The organism is Marisediminitalea lipolytica (genome assembly GCF_001758465.1).
Taxonomy (GTDB): domain Bacteria; phylum Pseudomonadota; class Gammaproteobacteria; order Enterobacterales; family Alteromonadaceae; genus Alteromonas; species Alteromonas lipolytica.
The window spans coordinates 205082-224781 of record NZ_MJIC01000016.1; the positions used below are offsets into that span (position 1 = coordinate 205082).

General features: G+C 49.8%; 15 protein-coding genes and 1 riboswitch. Of the genes, 9 read left to right on the forward strand and 6 right to left on the reverse strand.

Translation table 11 applies throughout. From position 1 onward, the window contains the following. Positions 1–48 precede the first annotated feature (48 nt). Positions 49–1488 carry a molybdate ABC transporter ATP-binding protein ModF gene (modF, locus tag BFC17_RS19405; protein ID WP_070178170.1) on the reverse strand — a complete coding sequence of 480 codons (1440 nt, stop codon included), beginning with the start codon at positions 1486–1488 and terminating at the stop codon, positions 49–51. A gap of 89 nt (positions 1489–1577) precedes the next feature. Further along, a complete protein-coding gene (locus BFC17_RS19410; protein ID WP_070178171.1) occupies positions 1578–2342 on the reverse strand; it encodes a SapC family protein in 765 nt (254 codons plus the stop codon). 433 nt (positions 2343–2775) lie between these two features. Between BFC17_RS19410 and BFC17_RS19415 the strand changes: the two genes are divergently transcribed. The 5 genes from BFC17_RS19415 to BFC17_RS19435 all read left to right on the forward strand — a co-directional run bounded on the left by BFC17_RS19415 (position 2776) and on the right by BFC17_RS19435 (position 10807). Then, the gene (locus BFC17_RS19415) at positions 2776–3987 is read left to right on the forward strand and encodes a dipeptidase (protein ID WP_070178172.1); all 1212 of its coding nucleotides are present in this window, start codon (positions 2776–2778) and stop codon (positions 3985–3987) included. Between the two features lie 137 nt (positions 3988–4124). Next, positions 4125–4571 carry a hypothetical protein gene (locus BFC17_RS19420; RefSeq protein WP_139142148.1) on the forward strand — a complete coding sequence of 149 codons (447 nt, stop codon included), beginning with the start codon at positions 4125–4127 and terminating at the stop codon, positions 4569–4571. Between the two features lie 75 nt (positions 4572–4646). Continuing rightward, a complete protein-coding gene (locus BFC17_RS19425) occupies positions 4647–5975 on the forward strand; it encodes a TolC family protein (RefSeq protein ID WP_070178174.1) in 1329 nt (442 codons plus the stop codon). After that, a complete protein-coding gene (locus BFC17_RS19430; protein ID WP_070178175.1) occupies positions 5972–7693 on the forward strand; it encodes an efflux RND transporter periplasmic adaptor subunit in 1722 nt (573 codons plus the stop codon). The genes BFC17_RS19425 and BFC17_RS19430 overlap by 4 nt, the downstream gene beginning before the upstream one ends. A 12-nt stretch (positions 7694–7705) precedes the next feature. Next, positions 7706–10807, forward strand: coding sequence for an efflux RND transporter permease subunit (locus BFC17_RS19435; RefSeq protein ID WP_070178176.1), 3102 nt, complete (start codon positions 7706–7708; stop codon positions 10805–10807). A gap of 13 nt (positions 10808–10820) precedes the next feature. Here the strand turns inward: BFC17_RS19435 and BFC17_RS19440 are convergent, their stop codons facing one another. After that, positions 10821–11852 carry an alpha/beta hydrolase gene (locus BFC17_RS19440; protein ID WP_229680993.1) on the reverse strand — a complete coding sequence of 344 codons (1032 nt, stop codon included), beginning with the start codon at positions 11850–11852 and terminating at the stop codon, positions 10821–10823. Between the two features lie 74 nt (positions 11853–11926). Beyond that, the gene (locus tag BFC17_RS19445; protein ID WP_083271857.1) at positions 11927–13231 is read right to left on the reverse strand and encodes a M20/M25/M40 family metallo-hydrolase; all 1305 of its coding nucleotides are present in this window, start codon (positions 13229–13231) and stop codon (positions 11927–11929) included. A 185-nt stretch (positions 13232–13416) separates the two neighbouring features. Here BFC17_RS19445 and BFC17_RS19450 point away from each other — a divergent pair, with 185 nt between their 5' ends. After that, positions 13417–13764, forward strand: coding sequence for a putative quinol monooxygenase (locus BFC17_RS19450; RefSeq protein ID WP_070178178.1), 348 nt, complete (start codon positions 13417–13419; stop codon positions 13762–13764). Between the two features lie 57 nt (positions 13765–13821). Here the strand turns inward: BFC17_RS19450 and BFC17_RS19455 are convergent, their stop codons facing one another. Next, a complete protein-coding gene (locus tag BFC17_RS19455) occupies positions 13822–14565 on the reverse strand; it encodes a glutathione peroxidase (protein WP_070178179.1) in 744 nt (247 codons plus the stop codon). Positions 14566–14823: 258 nt separating this feature from the next. Then, positions 14824–14907, forward strand: a riboswitch (cyclic di-GMP riboswitch). Positions 14908–15010: 103 nt separating this feature from the next. Between BFC17_RS19455 and BFC17_RS19460 the strand changes: the two genes are divergently transcribed. The 3 genes from BFC17_RS19460 to BFC17_RS19470 all read left to right on the forward strand — a co-directional run bounded on the left by BFC17_RS19460 (position 15011) and on the right by BFC17_RS19470 (position 18303). Continuing rightward, positions 15011–15706 (forward strand): AAA family ATPase, encoded by a 696-nt coding sequence (locus tag BFC17_RS19460; RefSeq protein ID WP_070178180.1) that lies wholly within the window; start codon positions 15011–15013, stop codon positions 15704–15706. Then, positions 15666–15989: a ribbon-helix-helix domain-containing protein gene (locus BFC17_RS19465; protein ID WP_070178181.1), complete on the forward strand. Its 324-nt coding sequence runs from the start codon at positions 15666–15668 to the stop codon at positions 15987–15989. The genes BFC17_RS19460 and BFC17_RS19465 overlap by 41 nt, the downstream gene beginning before the upstream one ends. A gap of 127 nt (positions 15990–16116) precedes the next feature. Next, positions 16117–18303, forward strand: a complete 2187-nt coding sequence (locus BFC17_RS19470; protein ID WP_070178182.1) for a tetratricopeptide repeat-containing diguanylate cyclase — start codon at positions 16117–16119, stop codon at positions 18301–18303. A 16-nt stretch (positions 18304–18319) separates the two neighbouring features. On the opposite strand, the gene prsR is transcribed toward BFC17_RS19470, so the two are convergent. Next, entirely contained in the window at positions 18320–19681 is a 1362-nt protein-coding gene (prsR, locus tag BFC17_RS19475) for a PEP-CTERM-box response regulator transcription factor (RefSeq protein WP_070178183.1), read from the reverse strand. Positions 19682–19700: the final 19 nt, after the last annotated feature.

Genomic DNA, 19700 nt, shown 5'->3' on the forward strand with positions numbered 1-19700 from the left:
GTAATTAATGCAAAAAAGGTCTGAGTTGATTACCGAAAAAAAATTACTTTATCGGTAATCGCTCATATTCAGGCAGCGATGAATCGAGGGGATCTTATCTTCGCTGTGATGATTCACATAAAGTAAGGTGGTGCCACCTTCCCGGGCCAGTAACTCAAGCATCGCCAGCACTTTGGTGCGATTAACTTCATCAAGGCCATTGCAGGGCTCATCCAGGATCAGCAGACTCGGATGCTTAACCATGGCACGCACGATCAGCAGTAACCGCTGGTCGCCAAAAGACAGTGACTGGAATGGTGTTTTAGCTTCGTGATCAAGCCCCACCGCAGACAGCCATTCACCACACAACATGCGCTGACGGTCAGTGGGGGTTTTATACAACCCAATACTGTCGTAAAACCCGGAACACACCACATCGGCGACCGAGCAGTTTACCCGGTACTGCAAATGCAGACTGTTAGAGACAATCCCAAGGTGCTGCTTGATATCCCAGATGCTTTCGCCACTGCCCCGTTGATAACCAAACACATTAAGGTTATTGCTGTAACAAAGCGGGTTATCGCCGGTGATTAGCGTCAGTAAACAGGTTTTGCCCGACCCGTTAGGACCAGTCACCTGCCAGTGCTCGCCAGGACGGATAGTCCAGTTAAGATGCTCAAACACCACGTTGTCACCCCAGGCAACGCGCCCGTCAATAAGATTTACCAGTGGCGCATCCGGGTCGCTACGCAGCGGCGCATGACAATCACTGTCGCGCCCGGGCAGCGCTTTCACATTGTGCTGGATATGCAAAATTTGATTCAGCGGGGTTAACGCTTCGTCATTCAATGGCTGTGCTTCGACCTGCCAGGCTACGCGGTAATTTTGCATGAACAGCAATCGTCCCGCCCAGACAGGTATTTCACTCACCCGGTTAACCACCATAATAACGGTGCAGCGACCCGCCAGCGTTTGCAGATAGGCGGAAAACCGCGCAACCGTTTCCACATCCAGGCCATCATATGGCTCATCGAGCACCAGCCAGTCCGGCTGTAACAGCAGTTCACGGGTCAGGATAACTTTTCTGGTTTCACCGGTAGATAACGCCAGAAACTCACGATCTAACAGTTCGGCTATGCCCAGCAAGTCGGCCAGCTCTGCTAACGCCTGCTGACTTTTATCAGGTTGCGGTAAACCACGTAAAATAACCTCTCTGGCGCTACTTGGCACCGGCACCACATCAAGAATGTCCGCATCGTCTTTACGCCGCTCAGCCTCGATAATACGTTGTTGCTGGGTAACGCTCACCCAACCTGTTCGCCCGCTTATTTCGCGCTGTCCTGCCAGTACCTTTCCATCGCCGGCGAGCACTGCCGCCAGTACCGACTTACCACTGCCATTTAAGCCACTGATTATGGTGTGCTGACCGGGTTCAATCGTCAGCGGCGGGCACTCAGCTACCAGCTGATCATTTAGTTTGACAGTGAGCTGGTTAAGAACAATAGACATAACAGACCATTCCGAATTTGCGGGAGATATTGCAAACAAAAAAGGTGGGCTTATGCCCACCCTTCATTGCTATTTTTAATGCTTTTAAATTACTGCTGTGGCGCGGCTTCAGCCTGTTCAGCTGGAGCTGGCTCCATTTGCATCGCTTTAATTGGGTTTTCGGTGGTGGCTGACATTTCGATCAGACGGTTCAGCTGACCCAGCGACAGCATCATGGCATACAAGGCACCCATGAAGCCGGCTTTATGCAGCTCAACGACTTTGTCGTCGGCCAGTTCAAATAACTTTTTCTCATTGATGGCTAAGATACCGCCTACGTTACGGCCCTGACCATTGGTATACTGCACACGCAGTTGCATTGGCGTTAACAGATCCAGTTCTACCACTTTAGCAACAAACTGCTGAGTCAGCATTTCGCTGTTGGCAAGATCACCTAATAACTGCTGACGGTTGTTAAGGAAATCCGATGGATTGCCTTCTTCATTAAACAACGGCTGACCGTCGTCTTTGATAAGGTCGCTGTTTTCATCAATGTAAACGCCCAGCTTTTCACCGTCCGGACGCACGTCAAAGGGATAACGTACAATATTCATCGGAATATGCGGTGCATTCCACTTGTCGTCGTGTAAATACAGGTTTTGACCCGGCTCGATACCCAGCATTGCTACTACGTGGTGCTTGCTGGTTTTAGGATCCTGGATGAACACCAGCGGCATAGCACCGGATAACTGGGCGAACTCACGAATAGAAGCCGCCGCCAGGTGGGTGTTTTTCGCGTATGGAAAAGCCGGATCTACCGCCACTTTCAGATCTTTATGTTTGTTTTTATCCAGCGGTACGAAATTCATTGCCATAAGTACTATCTCGATTCAAATGTAAATTGTGGTCCGGTGCACAAAGCACCATCACCTGTTATTTATTAGTTAATGAGGGCCTGGTTTCAATATTCAAGGGGAGAAATCCAACAAGTTCACTGAAAGCCCGGGATGGCCGCCTCTACAGGGCGTTTCATTAAAAAGAACGCTGCGCTCACGGCGCTGATAACCAGGGTCCTGTTGACCCGGAGCCGCCTGAATATAAAACAGCCGGGAGGCAGTATGGCGCATTTAAAGTTGCGCGTCCAGCCACCCGGCGAGCGGGCCAATGGCAAGGCTACGCCCTGAAGATGACTAAAATATGAAAACGCAAACTATCGCACCACACTAACCACCAGGTGAGTAAATCAGAAAATCATGGTAGGTTTTATATATCATGCAGCGTTTATATTGATTAACAAGGATTTACACCATGAAGCATTCTTATTTGCTGGGTTCGTTTGCGGCACTGACTCTGCTAGCCGGTTGCCAGTCAACCGCAAACAGCGTACAGCCCCCTAAGGGACTCTCAACCGCTCAGGACATTGCTCAGCGTTACATCATTGTTGACGGTCATATCGATGTCCCCTATCGGGTTCACAACAAATGGGTAGATGTGACCCAGGCCACAGAGGACGGTGATTTTGATTATCCACGGGCGGTCAGCGGCGGCCTCAATGCGCCTTTTATGTCTATTTATGTGCCAGCCAGTCTGGATAATTCAGCTGAGTCCACGCAGTTGGCTCACATGTTGATTGATAATGTCGAAGCCATTACGGCACGGGCACCGGACAAATTTGCGATTGCAAAGAGCCCAGCGGATGTTCGCGCGCAATTTGCCAACGGCCTCATTTCTTTGCCCATGGGCATGGAGAATGGCTCACCCATTCAGGGCGATCTGAAAAACCTGGAAAAGTTTTATGAGCGTGGTATTCGCTATATTACCCTGGCTCACTCACGCGCTAATCACATCAGTGATTCTTCCTACGATATCCGACGCAAATGGCATGGCCTGAGCCCGTTTGGTAAAGAGCTGGTTACTGCCATGAACAACATCGGTATTATGATTGATATTTCACACGTTTCGGACGAGGCTTTCTATCAGGCTATTGAGATAAGTAAAGTTCCGGTGATCGCCTCGCACTCATCACTGCGTACATTTACGCCCGGCTTTGAGCGTAACATGACCGACGACATGATTAAAAAGCTTGGCGAGAACGGCGGCGTGGTGATGATTAACTTTGGCTCCGGCTTTGTGACTAAAGAAGCCCGGTTATGGAGTGATAACCGCACTAAACAGCGTAATGCCCTGATTAAGGAATTTGGCGAAGACAGTGAGCAAGTGGCTAACTTTGCTGACAGCTACGCAAAAGAAAACCCTTATCCCTACTCAACCCTGTCTGACGTACTTGATCACATTGATCACGTGGTGGGCCTGATAGGCATTGACCATGTAGGTATTGGTTCAGATTTTGACGGCGTAGGTGACTCTCTGCCGGTAGGGCTTAAAGATGTATCGGCCTATCCTTCTCTGGTGCAGGGCCTGCTGGATCGCGGCTACAGCGAAAAAGAGATTGCCAGCCTGCTGGGAGAAAACTTGCTGCGAGTGTGGTCAGACGTAGAGGCCTACGCCCTGACACATTAATTCAGCAGAGTGTTGTTACTCTTTCGTGGGGGATAAATTGACATATTGTTGATTTACCTTCATGAAAGATAAATCAGCATTTCCCTGTCCTGTCTGATTACCGTATACTGAAACTTCAACATTAAATGGACTGGTTTGTGCAACGACTTTTTTCATATTTATTGCTAAGCATGCTGATTTTGCTGCCTTTGTCAGGGCAGGCAAATACCGTGCGCGTGATGGATACAAAATCAGTTAACAGCATGCCTGCAATGCAAAGCAGCCAGTCCGATTGTCCTATGCATCACGCAAACGACAACAGCGACACGTTACCGATGGTTCACGCCAGTCAGTCTGTGGAAAACGCTCATCAAGCCGATTGCTGTCAGGATGACAATAACAGCCATTGCGCACATCAAGGCTCATCCTGCAGCCAATCAGGTTGCCAGTGTGACCATGTCAGTACACATTTAGTGACCTATCTGACTGGCACGGATACACCGATAACGGTTAAAGTGACATCAGGTGAAATCAGCGGCCGTCCGGCGCTGGCTTTTGCCGGTTTTACCTCCTCCTTGCTTAGGCCGCCAACACACTTACTCTGAGAATCTGGATACCGCAATGTTTTTGGCATTGCACAGGGGTGATTTCACCTGATCGATGATATTTCCGGAGTAAGTATGAAACTTCCTTCTTTATATGCCTTGTCAGCAGGCATTTTGCTCAATTGCTGGCACCTGACCGCGACGGCACAACAAAGCGAACAACCGCAGTTACCACAGCTGCTGTCTCAGGCAATGACTCAGGACTATGCCCTGACCCAAAGCCGCCATAGTGAGCAGGCGCTTAACGCGCAGCGCGACGCGGTTCAGCCGTTACCGGATCCAAGGGTATCAGTGGGAATGGTAAATGTGCCGGTCGATGGTTTTGCCCTTGACGAACAAGCCATGACCCAGCTTAAGGTGGGTGTCAGCCAGATGTTACCGCGAGGAGATTCTGTCGACCTTGCCCGCAATGTACTTGCCGCCCGCGCTACTGAGCATCCGGCCAGGCGCGCTCTGCGCGAGGCGGAAGTCACCCGAGCCATCACCCTGGCCTGGATTTCGGTCATCGTACTGCACAACAGCGCAGATCTGGTAAATGAACAGCTGCACCTGCTGGATCAGTTAACCACGGCTATTGCTAATAACTATGCCAGTTCATCCGGCGCCAGCCAGTATGATGTGTTAGGCATGGAAGTACTCCACGCCGCTCTTGAGGATCGTTTGGAGGCAATTACGGCGCAACAACAAAGCGCAGTGGCGAGCCTGGGAAACTGGCTTACGCCGGCACAGCAGAGCGGCTTAACCGATTTGCAACCCAATCAAGCTGACCAGCGTTGGCTAACCGCACAACTTGAACAATCGTTACCTGCGCCTGACCAGGCATCACTGCTCGCCAGGCTGCAGCAGCACCCATTGGTGCTTATTCAAAACAGCGCCATCGACGTTAAAAAGATTAATCAACAGCAGGTCGCCGCCAGCTTTGACCCACAGTGGGAGTTTAACGCCAGCTATGCATACCGGCAGGATGACACTGCCAACCGGTCGCGTGCCGATTTTGTTTCGGTTGGCATGAGCGTCGACATACCGTTATTTTCCGGCCAGGTAAAACAGGCCGCCCTGGCGGCTACCGTGGCCGAAACTGAAAGTATGGAAACCGAAAAACGCCTGATTATTCAACAGCAACTAAGTCAGGTAAAGCAACTCTATGCGCGCTACCCAACCCTGGCATCCCGGCTCAAACGCTATCACGATACGTTGCTGCCACTGCGTCTTCAGCACTACGAGGCCGCCCTTAATGCCTACACCACGGCAAGCGGTAATTTTTCTGATGTCATGCAGAGTAACCTCGCACTTATTGATGACCAGATGAAACTACTGGCCTTACAGGGCGATATGGCGTCATTAATTACACAACTGGCTTTTTACCTGCAGCCCGCCTCTCACCACACAGGGAATGCTTTATGAAACGTTTTATTCTGCCCACATTAACCCTGTTAGCCGGTGTCAGCATTGGCTATGCTGTACTGCCTCTCGGAGAACCAAACGAGCAAAGTCAGCCAACAGCGGCAGGCGAGCAGGAAATCCTGTACTGGGTTGCCCCAATGGACAGCAGCTATCGTCGCGATAAACCCGGAAAATCGCCAATGGGGATGGATTTGGTGCCAGTATACGCCGGCAACGAGAAAGCAGAGCCTGGTACGGTTTCCATTTCACCCAACATCGTTCAGAGTCTGGGGGTAACCACTGCGCGAGCCGAACTTCAGGATATCGCACAACCGATTACGGCAACGGGGGTAGTCGAAGTTGCTGAAGATAATATTATTCATGTACATCCGCGCGTAAGCGGCTGGATTGAGACTTTATCAATCACCACGGATGGCCAGACCGTGAAAAAAGGTGACACCCTCTACACCCTCTACTCACCAGAGCTGGTTAATGCGCAGGAAGAATACCTGCTGGCCCGCAGCCGTAATCATAAAGCTTTAGTGGATGCAGCTCGTGACAGGCTGAAAGCCTTACAATTCCCACCATCAGCCATTGCCACACTGGATAAAAGCGGCAAGGTACAGCAACAAATTGCCTTTCCGGTCCCACAGGATGGTTATGTCACAAACCTCAATATCCGACCGGGTTTTTATGTGACACCCGGCACCACTATGTTAGCCATAGCCAGCCAGAACTCAGTCTGGATCACCGCCGAAATACCGCAGCGCTATGCTGGTAGCATCAGCACAAACCAGCAGGTCCGCGTGACACTGCCCGCTTATCCTGAGCAACATTTCGACACTCAGGTCGACTTTATATATCCGGAGCTAAATGCCATTACCCGCGCCTTAAAAGTTCGCCTGCAACTGGACAATACTGCCAGGGATTTAAAGCCAAATATGTATGCCAGCGTTACCTTTAACACGCCAGAAGACACTGTGCTGGCTATTCCCCGCTCAGCATTAATCAGAACGGCTGCGAATACTCGGGTAGTGCTGGCATTAGGCAATGGCGAATTTCGCTCGACAGCTGTTGCGGTAGGCCGTATCACCAATGAGTATGCTGAGATTACCGCCGGGCTGTCACAGGGCGATGAGGTCGTCTTAAACGGCGCCTTCCTTATCGACTCAGAAAGTGCTATCGATGCTGACCTTTCGCGAATAACCGGCCCCGAGGAAGCGGTCTCTCCCACAGATACACAGTGGGTCACGCTGAATATCGAAGCAATTGACCACGAAAATAACACCGTTACGGCAAGTCACGGTCCCGTCGAAGCCTGGGACTGGCCGGGCATGACCATGGATTTTGACCTCACCAGCGGCATTGATCATTCCTTGCTGGAACCGGGCATCAGTGTGGCGGCTGAACTTAATCGCGACACAGATGGCATGGTTGAGATTCTTAACCTTAAGGCCGACAGCATCGTTTCTGATGTGCCTAATGCCACGGTTGATGGGGTGATAAATCGCATAGATGAGACCAGCCGCATTATGAATATCAGTCGGGGGCCTATCGAGAAGTGGGGGCGCGGACCTGCCACGATGGACTTTACGGTAGCCGAGGGGATTTCGCTCACTGCCTTTAATAGCGAACAAACTGTCCGCTTTACCTTTGAAATACACAACGGAGAGTTTGTGATTACTGCTATTCAACCGGCAATGGCCATGTCTCATGACATGGACCATTCTGATCACTAACAGGAGCCTGCAATGATTGCATTTATCATAAGCTGGTCTCTCAACAATCGCGTGCTCGTTATACTCGCAGCTTTCATGCTTACAGCGGCCGGGATATGGTCGGTCAAGCAAACACCGGTGGATGCCATTCCTGATTTGTCCGATGTCCAGGTGATCATTCAAACCAATTATCCCGGTCAGGCGCCGTCTGTTGTGGAACAACAGGTCACCTACCCGTTGACGTCTGCCATGCTGTCAGTACCAGGGGCCCATACAGTGCGGGGATTTTCCTTTTTTGGCGACTCGTATGTGTACATTCTGTTTGATGATGATACTGATATGTACTGGGCGCGCTCACGCGTACTGGAATATTTATCCCAGGTCGCCCCAACGCTGCCTGCTGCCGCTAAACCCCGTTTAGGACCTGATGCCACCGGGGTGGGCTGGGTGTTTATGTATGCACTGAGCGATCCCACTGGTCAGCATGGCATTGAAGCACTGACCAGCATTCAGGATTGGTACCTCAAATTTGCCCTGCAGTCGGTAGCCGGTGTTTCAGAAGTGGCCACCGTTGGCGGTATGAAAAAGCAATACCAGATCGTGGTAGATCCTTACAAACTGAATGCTTACAACCTGACTATGGGGCAATTGGAACAGGCGGTTAGCCAGAATAATCAGGAGGTTGGGGCATCCGTTATTGAAATGGCCGAAGCCGAATATATGGTTACCGTTAGCGGCTATATTGAAACATTCGACGACATCCGCAACATCGGTTTGGGCGTATCCCCTACCGGAACCCCCATTACTCTTGCTGACGTCGCCGACATCAGAAAAGGTCCGGCACCACGCCGCGGTATCGCAGAACTCAATGGCGAAGGCGAAACCGTAGGCGGTATAATAGTGATGCGCTATGACGAGAATGCCCAGCACACCATCAACGGTGTTAAAGCCAAACTGGCAGAGCTCAAATCCGGATTACCTGAAGGTGTTGAAATAACCCCGGTATACGACCGCTCCAACCTTATTGCCAGCGCTATTGATAATCTTTGGGATAAGCTGATTGAAGAACTGCTCATCGTGGCGTTGATTTGTGGCTTATTTCTGCTGCATTTGCGCAGCGCCCTGGTCGCTTTGGTCACCCTCCCATTGGGTATTTTAGGGGCTTTTCTGCTCATGCACTGGCAGGGAATTAATGCCAACATCATGTCACTTGGCGGGATTGCCATTGCCATTGGCGCTATGACTGATGGCGCGATAGTCATGATAGAAAATTTTCATAAACATCTGGAAAAAGGCAGCCCGGATGCCAACCGTTGGGAACTGGTGCGCCAGGCCGCCACCGAAGTCGGCCCGGCGCTGTTTTTCAGTTTGCTGATCATTACCGTGAGCTTCTTACCCGTGTTCATTTTAGAAGCGCAGGAAGGCCGGATGTTTGCACCACTGGCTTATACTAAAACCTTTGCCATGGCTGCCGCAGCGGGTCTTGCTATTACACTGATCCCCGTACTCATGGGGTATGTCATTCGCGGTAATATTGTTGCCGAAGAGCGCAATCCGATTAACCGAATTGCCCAGGCCGCGTACAAGCCAGCATTGCGACTGGTGTTGCAATTTCCTAAGAGCACACTGTTAATAGCAACGCTGATCACCGCTGCAGGTTACTATCCACTGTCAAAACTGGGCAGTGAATTTATGCCACCACTCGACGAAGGCGATTTAATGTATATGCCCACCACTTACGCTGGTGTATCTATTGCTGAAGCCAGAGAAATCCTGCAACAAACCGATAAATTAATCCGCACAATACCCGAAGTAAAAACCGTTTTCGGTAAAGTGGGTCGCGCAGAAACCGCAACCGATCCCGCGCCACTGACCATGATTGAAACCTTTATTCAGTTAAAACCCCAAAACCAGTGGCGGGCGGGCATCAACAGTGAGGATTTACGCCGGGAACTAAATAATATAGTGACCTTTCCCGGGCTGACGAACGCCTGGGTAATGCCAATTCAGACCCGCATAGATATGCTCGCAACCGGTATCAAAACGCCTCTGGGGATTAAAATATCCGGACCAGACGTGAAGGTCATCGAACGCATCGGTGCGCAGATTGAAAAACTGCTGGGCCCCCTGACTGGCACCGCATCTGTTTACGCTGAGAGAGTCGCTGGCGCACGCTACATTGATATTGATATCGACCGCAACGCCATTAACCGCTATGGCTTATCAGTTAAAGAAGTACAGCAGTTTATCAGTACGGCTGTAGGTGGAAAAACAGTTACATCAACTGTGGAGGATATTGCCCGTTACGCGGTTAATCTGCGCTTTGCTCAACCTTTCAGGGACAGTCCTGAAGCACTCGCGATGCTGCCGTTACAGACTCGCCAGGGAGAGCGTCTCACACTGGGCGACATCGCTCGCATCGTTATAGCCGAGGGCCCACCCGCGCTTAAAAGTGAAAATGCGCGCTTAACCGGTTATACCTTTATCGATGTTAACGGCATGGCACTCGATACCTACGTTACCAACGCCAAAGCGGTGCTCGATAAGGAACTTTCACTGCCGGCAGGTTACACGCTGCAATGGGCTGGCCAGTATGAGTACCTTGAACGAGCAATACAAAAGCTTACCTTTGTGGTGCCCATGACCCTGGCCGTGATTGTCATCCTGCTGTTTATGAGCTTTCGCCGCTTTAGTGATGTCCTGTTAATCCTCGGCACCTTGCCCATGGCACTGATCGGCGGCATCTGGCTGCTTTACGCACTCGATTATCACTTGTCCGTTGCAGTCGGCGTTGGCTTTATCGCCCTGGCTGGGGTCGCCGTAGAAATTGGCGTGATCATGGTCATTTACCTGAATGCATCCTGTGCAGATATCAGTGCTGACAATGGCGTTGCAAGCAATACCAACTTGCGTGCTGCTGTTGAAGATGGCGCACTGAAACGCGTACGTCCGGTGCTGATGACAGTATTAACGGTGATGATAGGGCTATTGCCGGTGATTGGCGGCAGTGGCACCGGCTCTGAAGTGATGAGCAGGATAGCCGCACCCATGGTCGGCGGTATGGCCAGCGCCCTGGTATTGTCGTTGTTAGTGGTACCCGCCGGCTTCTACCTGCTAAAACGTACCAAGCGGTAACCCCGTTGCCCTGCTATTGCAGGGCAAATTCTACAAAGCCGCGCAATGCACGTGCCATGGGGAAGAACTGTGGGTTTACCTGTGGTATCCCACAGGTTTCACCTAAATCGGCGCGGCTTTTATCAAACTGCATTTTTTCCAACAGCAGACGGTTTACCACCAAATCGGCATGACAAAGCTGGTACTCCTCATCAATGACATAAAACGTATTATCGGCGTCCACATAGGTCAGCAGATTTTCCACGCCCTCAATCGGAGTGGTCTGATCGGCCTGAGAATGGGCGACAAACACGGGGACTTCAATACGCGCTCCATCATCCAGTTGCTCACGAATGCCACGGATCAATTCCATTAACTCCAGACCAGCAAAACTCGCTACCTTGGGATACTTTTGCGGGTTAGGGCCATCGGTCTGGTAATCGCCATCCAGCCACTTTGCCAGGGTTTTTATGCCCCAGATTTTTGACAAAGACTCAACATTACCGTTTAACGCCAGCGCACCGGAAAATAACAGGATCCCTTTTACGTTGTCAGGATGATTCAGGTAATAATCCACCGACAAGGCGCCCCCGGTAGAAAAGCCCCCCAGAATAACCTTATCCGTAGATTCCAGAGCAAGCGCAATAACGTCAGCCAGATGAGCCTGCCAGCGTTCGGCCAGTTGCTCATCTGCCATAACATCACCCGCATCTTTGAGTCCGTGGCCGGGTAACAATGGTGCAATCACAGTATAACCGGAAGCGTAAAGCTCAGCGGCAATGGCGGAAACAAAAAACGGCGAGTCACTTAACCCATGGGTCAGTACTACAATCGGACTTTCTGCACTCTGTAACAAAATAAACGGGGCATTTGTGTCACCTCTGAGCACGGCGGAGCAGACCGCAAAGCGATTTGCCGAGGCATCCAGGCACTTTTGTGTGCTGCCAAGCTCTTTTTCGTAAAGAGCAGTAAAGCCCTGCTGTAAGGCAAACTGAGATTGCCCGGCAGCCAATGCAGGGAAACTCAGGGCAACAAGGATACAAATATGATTAAACAACGACTTCAATGGTTCGCTCCGAAAAATCAGCAAGGCCGCTACTATGGCGGCCCTATCTGACAAATGCAATATGTAAACTGACCCTACCGCTCATTCAGACGTGACAGCAGAATAGCTGCACGCTTGGCCTGTGCCGGTAAAGCACTAATTACCGCGGTTTCTTTCACGGTATGGCCACCCGACCCACTCATACCCAGCCCATCAAGTGCCATCTCGACATACTCCGACGTAAAAGACACATCCGCTGCGCCGGCATTGAGTGGATTAACCGCAGCGACTTTTCCCTGTCCCAGATCCTGACTGACCTCACTGTACAGGTTTAGCAACTGTTGGTTTCCGGCTGAAGGTGATAAGGGGGGATATCCTTCGCCAAAGGTAATTTCAGCGCCGGTTTGCGGCAGGCTTTGCTGCACAATAGCGCGCATTTTATGCTGCACCCGAGTAAGCTGCTCTTGCGAAACAGCCCTGATATCGCCGGTGACAACGGCATGTTCAGCCACCACATTATTTTTACCGAAGGTCGTTCCACTATTGCTGGATTTATCATGGGTCACTTCGGTTCCACCTATAATCCGACCAGGGTTAAATGTAAGTAATTGCTCACTACGAAGTTTGGTGTAAAAGGCGTTTAAAATGCGTGAAGCTTCGTAAATTGCGCCTGCACCTACCGTTGGCTTAAACACCTGCGAGGAGTGAGCAGGCGTGCCGGTAACCGTTAGCACCCAATCAACAGAGCCACGCCGGGACACATTTGCCGTGGCAGGATTACCATCACCGTTTTCGAATCCCAAGGCAATGTCAGCCCATTTAGCACCGTCAATCAGGGCCTTTTTCGACAAAGCCAGAGGACGACCACTCAGTTCCTCGTCGCCGGTCATCACCACCATAATATTCATAGACGCTAACTTCCCAGCCGCGTGTAAAGCACGTAAGGCTTCAAGCATGATTATGTTGCCGCCTTTCATGTCTGCTACGCCGGGGCCACTAACATGATTTTCATCGACATAAGCAAAGGTCTGAAACGGACTCGAGGGTTCAAACACGGTATCAAGATGGCCAATCAGCAATATTTTAGGCCCGTTACCCCCTTCCAGTTTGGCAATAAGATGCCCGGCCCGGTTAAATTCCCCACCGTCTTCAAAGCGAACATCAAAACCAAGTGTCTGAAATTCAGGCATCAGTAACTCAGCCACACTTTTAACCCCGGCAAAATTCATGGTACCGCTGTTGATATTGACACTCTCTTCCAGCAACGCCATGGCCTGGGTTTTACGCTGCTCAATAAAATCAGCCATGCGCTGCTCATCGGCATTTAAAGCGGCCATGGATGGCAGTGAAGTGGTGATGCAAGCTGCCCATAACATGGCGGCCCTGATTTGCTTTTTCATTGTTCTCGTCCTGGTGTTTTTTCTTACTATGACAAATTCGCATCACGATAACGAGGGAAAGAACGATAAACGCCCGGCAAAACCCGATAGTTGCGGACCCGGTTCAACCGGTTTTGACATCGACAACAGAATCGCCATACTGAAGAGCACTACAACAACAAATCCAAGCCTGTTAAGGATTCACTATGTCTAAAAAAGTTTACTGCTGCGCTCAGTTCCTGCCCAAACCTGGCAAAGATAAGGAGCTCTTTAAAGTATTACAAAGCCTGGAACCCAATACGTTAAGAGAAGATGGCTGTATCCAGTATATTGTCACCCGCCACATCACCAGTCCGTTCGCCGAAGGCAGCAGTTTTCCTATTGCCTTTAATGAGATTTGGGCGGATATGGCAAGCTTCGAGGCGCATTGCCAGCGTCAGGAAATCAGTGATTTTTTTGCCACTTACTGTCAGGCGGAAGACGGTCTGGCTGAAGACTGGAATGTTTGCATTTACACGGATGAACCCGAAGACTTTGACGCGCCAGCGCTGTAAAACTAAGGGGTAGGTTAATAAAAAACTCGCCGCAAGGGCGAGTTTTTGTTTTTCGGATTAAGCGAAGTACGCTTCGAGGTCGTCACTACCACCTATGTGTTTGCCGCCAATAAACACCTGGGGCACGGTATCCCGCCCGCTAATGGCTTTGAGCGAAGTAAAGCTGGCATTCTGACCCATAACAATTTCTTCGTATTTGTAGCCTTTTTCTGTCAGCAGCGCCTTGGCTTTCGCGCAATACGGACAGCCCGGTTTAGTGATAATGGATACCGGCTCTTTTTTCACCGCATCAGGCGCAATATAAGCCAGCATGGTATCGGCGTCAGAAACTTCAAAGGGGTCTCCCGGCTTGTTTGGTTCAATGAACATTTTTTCCACCACACCATCTTTCACCAGCATGGAATAACGCCAGCTGCGCTTACCAAAGCCAAGATCAGCTTTGTCCACCAGCATACCCATACCGTCGGTGAACTCACCATTACCGTCAGGGATCAGCGCTACATTTGCCGCTTCCTGATCCGCAGCCCAGGCGTTCATAACAAAAGTGTCGTTAACCGAAATACAAACAATTTCGTCCACACCATGTTCTTTAAACGTATCGGCCAGCTCGTTGTAACGCGGTAAATGGGTAGATGAACAAGTTGGCGTAAAAGCGCCCGGTAATGAGAAAACCACCACAGTCTTACCGGCAAAAATGTCATCGGTAGTCCGTTTAATCCATTCTTCACCAGCACGGATGGCAAAGGTTACAGCGGGTACTTTTTTACCTTCGTAGGAAGGTTTATCGACGGGATGAGTCATTTCAATCTCCTTTAGTATTTAGCCCAGTATAACGCCTGAATCATGAAGAGCCAGTGACTAAAGCAAATCATCCTAATCAGTTTTTTAAATCAATATAACAACAATAAATCAACAAAATTAAAAATAAATCAGGGTCGAAGCGTATTAACCCCAATCCCTTAATATAGATTTTGATGCCTGGATTACGTAGCGAGGCGAGGTTGCGTCGTCTATTATCTCTACAGCTTCAAAATGGGTGGCACCAGACATCCAGGCAGTCAATGAAAAAGGCAAAGCATTCTGAAAAGATGTGACGCAAAACTTCCGGTCTACGTCGATGGATAAGATAGCGGGGTTACCGAACACTGCAAAGCATACTGAACAGCCAGTGACGACTATTCAGTATTGCCCGCAGAGTGTTCACTTTTTTATTACGTAATTACGGTTACCTAATGAGGATTGAACAATGATGATTTTAGTTGGTGGCGAAAAAGGCGGTAGCGGCAAAAGCTGTATCGCCCAGAATATCGCCGTTTATTTACGCTGTGAAAAGAAAGCCAGTGTGTTAATGGTAGATTGTGACCCTCAGCGCACAACTTCAGACTGGGCGCAGGAACGCAGCAGCAATGATGAACTGCCGTCCATTACCTGCATTCAGCTGTACGGCAAAATCCGCAATGAATTACTGAGCCTCAAGGAACGTTATGACTACGTGGTCATCGACTGCGGTGGACAGGATAACCTGGCATTACGTTCGTCTATGGCGGTGGCTGATCATATTTTAATCCCGCTGCGTCCAAAGCGTCGCGATTTAAAAACGGTTCCGCACATGGAAGATATCCTCTCTACCTGTAAGATGGTAAATCCGCGGATGAATGCCGCATTTGTGATTACTCAGTGCCCATCTCTGCCTTCGCTGGCGTCAAGAATTCTCGAAGCCAAAGAAGTTTGCCGTTCCTTTGAAGTACCGGTCCTGAACTCGGTGACATTTAGTCGCAACATGTATGACGACTCTGAAGAATACGGTCGTTCTGTACTGGAAAGCGAACCAGATGGCAAAGCAGCGATAGAAATTCGCAGTATCATCGAAGAATTACTGGCCCGGGGTAAAGGGGAACAACATGAGTCTGATCAATCTCTCTCGTACAGCGCCGCAAGCTAGGCATTCAACCCGGGACAAGGTAAGTGCCGAGGAGTTTATTCAGGAAGCGCTGAATTATGCTAATGGCGTGGTCGTTCCAATAACGGCCGCTGCTGATAAAGCGGGCAGCGCAGTTTCCCCTGAGCCGATGCGTCGCGCCACTTTTACGCTGACCGAAGAATGTATAGCGCAGTTACAGCAGCTTTCTGATCAGAGTGGTATTGCAAAATCTAAGCTGATAAGGCTGTGGATCCAGCGTTATGCCAGCTTAAATATTGACGAAGTTAAACAAAACTTCATTTAAGGCTGATTATTTTTTAAACTGTTCTAACCATAAATTATCTTATAAGTTAAACTTAAGACTAAATTAAGACTATGCCGCGGTAAAATGGAGTTTCGCGGTCAAACGTCACAGGGCGGTGTAGAAAGTAATGAAGTTATTCCGTGCAGGCCTGTTATTGTCCGTACTATGTTACGTTGTGCCAGCGTTTTCGCATACCATGCGCCATGTATCGACGGAAGAACACGCACTTTATTCCAGTGGTTTTAATGTTGATGATCTGGTTAATGAGGGCGACACCCTCAGGGCAGAACGCCATATTCACGAACATTTGGACACCTTTGCGGCAAGTAATGACCAACATGCCATGGCATCTGCTGCCCATGCGCTCGGCCATATTTCGCTGGTCAAAAATAACTATCCCCTGGCGCTTCGCCAATTTCAGAGTGCGCTGGATTACTTTAAAACGGTAGACGAGCCTCTCGGTATGGCCAATCTGTACACCGATATAGGCAGAACCTATCGGGTGATGGGCCTGTATCAGTCAGCGCTGGGCTATTTTAACCTGGCTAAAGACATCTATCATCAGCAAAACCGTAACCTGGGTATCGCTATTCAACAGTTAGAGGTAGGTATTTCCCTGCGTCAGCTGGGTCAGTTTGAAAGTGCGCTCAGTCAGCTCGAACGTGCATTACCATTACTCAGACAAGAGAATGACAATATCGCGGTGGCCACCGCGCTGATGAATATTGCCCGGGTGTATAACGATATCAATAAACACGATGAAGCGATGCTTTATTTACAGGATGCCGCTGCACTTATCAGTACGCTGGAGGTTAAATCTCTGCAAGCAGAGCTCGATTATAACCTTGGACAGCTCAATGTCGAAGCCGGTAACTATGCCGCTGCCCGTCATCATTTGGCACAAAGTCGACAACAATATTCAGCCCTTGATGCTCAGTGTGATGTGGCAAAAACCAACACTTTGCTGGGCAACATTCTGATTAATGAAAAACAATTTTCCCAAGGCGTTTCGTTACTGGAGCCCATTTTGCAATCGGCAGTCCAAAACAACTGCACCACGTTGTTAACCGAAATTCATCTGATGCTGGCCCGGGCTTATCTGGGCAATGAAAACCTGCAACAAAGCAAAAATCACATTGACCTTGGTCTGCAACAGGCCAGAGAGCGCGGCGAGTTGTATACTCAGGGGCGCTATGAAGGCATGAAAGTCAGGCTATTTGAGCAACAAGGCGATTTTGCTAATGCACTGGCCGCCCTTAAGCGTCAACAACAGTTAGAGAAGCAAAGCATCGACCAGCGCCGCTCCCTGGCGTTACTTTACCTGCAGTCGCAGCTTGACGTGGAACGCCAGGCACAGGCACTGGAGCTCACCAACAAAAATCAGGCCATTCAGTTGGCTCAGGCTGAGCAGCAGGAACTTCAGTTACGTATGCTGTACGCTACCTTGTTTGCCATTACGTTACTGGTATTTTTAATCTGGAGCCGTTTTAATCACAGCCAGCGCGCCAGGTTTTTAAAACGGGAAGTCAGTCGCAGAACCCAGGAGCTTGAGTCAAAAAACCACGAGCTCGAAAATGCCTATCTTGCCCTTGAGAGGGCCAGTCTTATGGACCCCCTTACCGGCCTGTATAACCGTCAGTATTTAAATAATCAGCTACCCCAGGAAATCAACCGGGCCCAGCGCGCCTATCTTATGCAGGCAGGCGCCGCCCTGGATAACAGTCCATCGGATATGATTTGTTTTCTGCTGGATATCGATAATTTTAAAACCATTAACGATACCTACGGGCATCTGGCCGGCGACAACATTTTAATTGAGTTAGCCAAAGTCATGCGCTCGGTATTTCGCCCTTCTGATATGTTAATTCGCTGGGGTGGAGAAGAATTTTTAACCGTATGCCGCAATACCAATCGCCAGGAGGCAATTAGCCTGGCTGAGCGATTACGTCAGGGGATCGATCAGCACCTGTTTGCCCTCGACAATAAAAGAAACATCCATATCACCTGCTCTATTGGCTTTTGCGTGCTGCCTTTATATCCGAGTTCGCCCACCTTTCTGGACTGGAACGGTTACTTTGCCCTGTTAGATGATTGTCTTTATGCGGCAAAACGTTCCGGTAAAGACTGCTGGATTGGTTTAACCGGCGAGAAGCAGCATGCAGCTAAAAACACATTTAAAACGCCGCTGGAAAAAAAGCATCATCTGCCACCCACCCGGATCCAGACTTCGCTTAACAACATGTCATCAATTGACTGGGGAGACAGTGAAAAAGTTGAATCAGCTGTCACACCGGATGATGTAACAGCCACTTAAACCAGAGCAGGAAAAACTACACGCCGGTTTTTAAATCTTCCAGGTGATATTTATCTATCAGCGAGTACAGCGTAGGCCGGGTTACGCCCAACAGCTCGGCCGTTTTTGACATATTTTTATCGGCTCGCTGATACGCCTTCCGGATCGCCTTACTTTCGGCCTGTTCCCGCACTTCGCGCAAATTCAGGTTCTCGCCGTCAAAGTCTTCTGAGGGTTCAATTAAACCTAAATCATCCGCCTGGATCACTGTACCCTCGGCCATGATCACCGCTGACTTTAGCTTGTTTTGCAGTTCACGAATGTTACCCGGCCAGCGATGAGCAAGCATGGCTTTTATCGCACCATCGCTAAAGCTTTTAGCCTTGGCATTAAAATCTTCGCGATACTGGTTAAGGAACGTGCGTGCCAGCAAAATGATATCCTGCTCGCGCTCCCGTAAGGGCGGAATATTGATAGGGATCTCACCAATCCGGTAGAACAAATCCTCCCGGAACGTTTCTTCACCCACCATGGCCTGAATATCCCGGTGCGTCGCACATATCACCCGAATATCTACCGGGATCTCGTTTCTGCCCCCTACCCGCTCAATCACCCGTTCCTGCAGAAAACGTAACATTTTCGCCTGTAAACCAATGGGCATATCGCCAATTTCGTCCAAAAACAACGTACCGCCCTGGGCAGTTTCAATCTTGCCCACGGTGGTTTTATTGGCACCGGTAAAGGCGCCTTTTTCATAACCGAACAGTTCACTTTCCAGCAGGTTTTCCGGAATCGATGCACAGTTGATAGCCACAAAAGGCTGATCTTTACGCGGGCTGTGTTCGTGGATAGTCCTTGCAAATACCTCTTTACCGGTACCACTTTCTCCCAGCAGTAAGGTACTGATGTCCGTACCAGCAATTTTTTCGGCCTTGCGCATTACCGTCTGGATCGCGTCGCTGTTACCGATGATCCGTCCCATTGCCGGGCGGGTTTTCGCCAGAATACGGTTTTCATCTTCCAGTTTTGCCAGGTTAAGCGCCCGGTTGATCAACAGCTTAATCGTGTCGGAATCAATGGGTTTCTGATAGAAGTCGTAAGCCCCCAGATCAATGGCTTTGAGAGCATTTTCCTTGTCGTTGTTGCCGGTGACAACAATGACTTTGGTGTTTGGCGCTAACGCCAGGATTTCTTCTAATGCCTGCAACCCTTCTGACGCATTGGCCGGGTCCGGGGGCAAGCCAAGATCAAGCGTAACAACCTTGGGTTCAAAGCGTCTTAGCTGAGCGATGGCTGACGGGCGATCATCAGCAAAAACTACATTAAAATCCGTCAGGCTCCATTTTAACTGCTTTTGGATCCCCAGGTCGTCATCAACTACCAGAATGGTGTCACTCATATTCTATTTCCGTTTTTAT

Bases quoted from the DNA above. Each gene is read 5' to 3' on its own strand.
- modF (WP_070178170.1), bottom strand. From the start codon at position 1,488: ATGTCTATTGTTCTTAACCAGCTCACTGTCAAACTAAATGATCAGCTG.
- BFC17_RS19410 (WP_070178171.1), bottom strand. From the start codon at position 2,342: ATGGCAATGAATTTCGTACCGCTGGATAAAAACAAACATAAAGATCTG.
- BFC17_RS19415 (WP_070178172.1), top strand. From the start codon at position 2,776: ATGAAGCATTCTTATTTGCTGGGTTCGTTTGCGGCACTGACTCTGCTA.
- BFC17_RS19425 (WP_070178174.1), top strand. From the start codon at position 4,647: ATGAAACTTCCTTCTTTATATGCCTTGTCAGCAGGCATTTTGCTCAAT.
- BFC17_RS19430 (WP_070178175.1), top strand. From the start codon at position 5,972: ATGAAACGTTTTATTCTGCCCACATTAACCCTGTTAGCCGGTGTCAGC.
- BFC17_RS19435 (WP_070178176.1), top strand. From the start codon at position 7,706: ATGATTGCATTTATCATAAGCTGGTCTCTCAACAATCGCGTGCTCGTT.
- BFC17_RS19445 (WP_083271857.1), bottom strand. From the start codon at position 13,231: ATGAAAAAGCAAATCAGGGCCGCCATGTTATGGGCAGCTTGCATCACC.
- BFC17_RS19450 (WP_070178178.1), top strand. From the start codon at position 13,417: ATGTCTAAAAAAGTTTACTGCTGCGCTCAGTTCCTGCCCAAACCTGGC.
- BFC17_RS19455 (WP_070178179.1), bottom strand. From the start codon at position 14,565: ATGACTCATCCCGTCGATAAACCTTCCTACGAAGGTAAAAAAGTACCC.
- BFC17_RS19460 (WP_070178180.1), top strand. From the start codon at position 15,011: ATGATGATTTTAGTTGGTGGCGAAAAAGGCGGTAGCGGCAAAAGCTGT.
- BFC17_RS19465 (WP_070178181.1), top strand. From the start codon at position 15,666: ATGAGTCTGATCAATCTCTCTCGTACAGCGCCGCAAGCTAGGCATTCA.
- BFC17_RS19470 (WP_070178182.1), top strand. From the start codon at position 16,117: ATGAAGTTATTCCGTGCAGGCCTGTTATTGTCCGTACTATGTTACGTT.
- prsR (WP_070178183.1), bottom strand. From the start codon at position 19,681: ATGAGTGACACCATTCTGGTAGTTGATGACGACCTGGGGATCCAAAAG.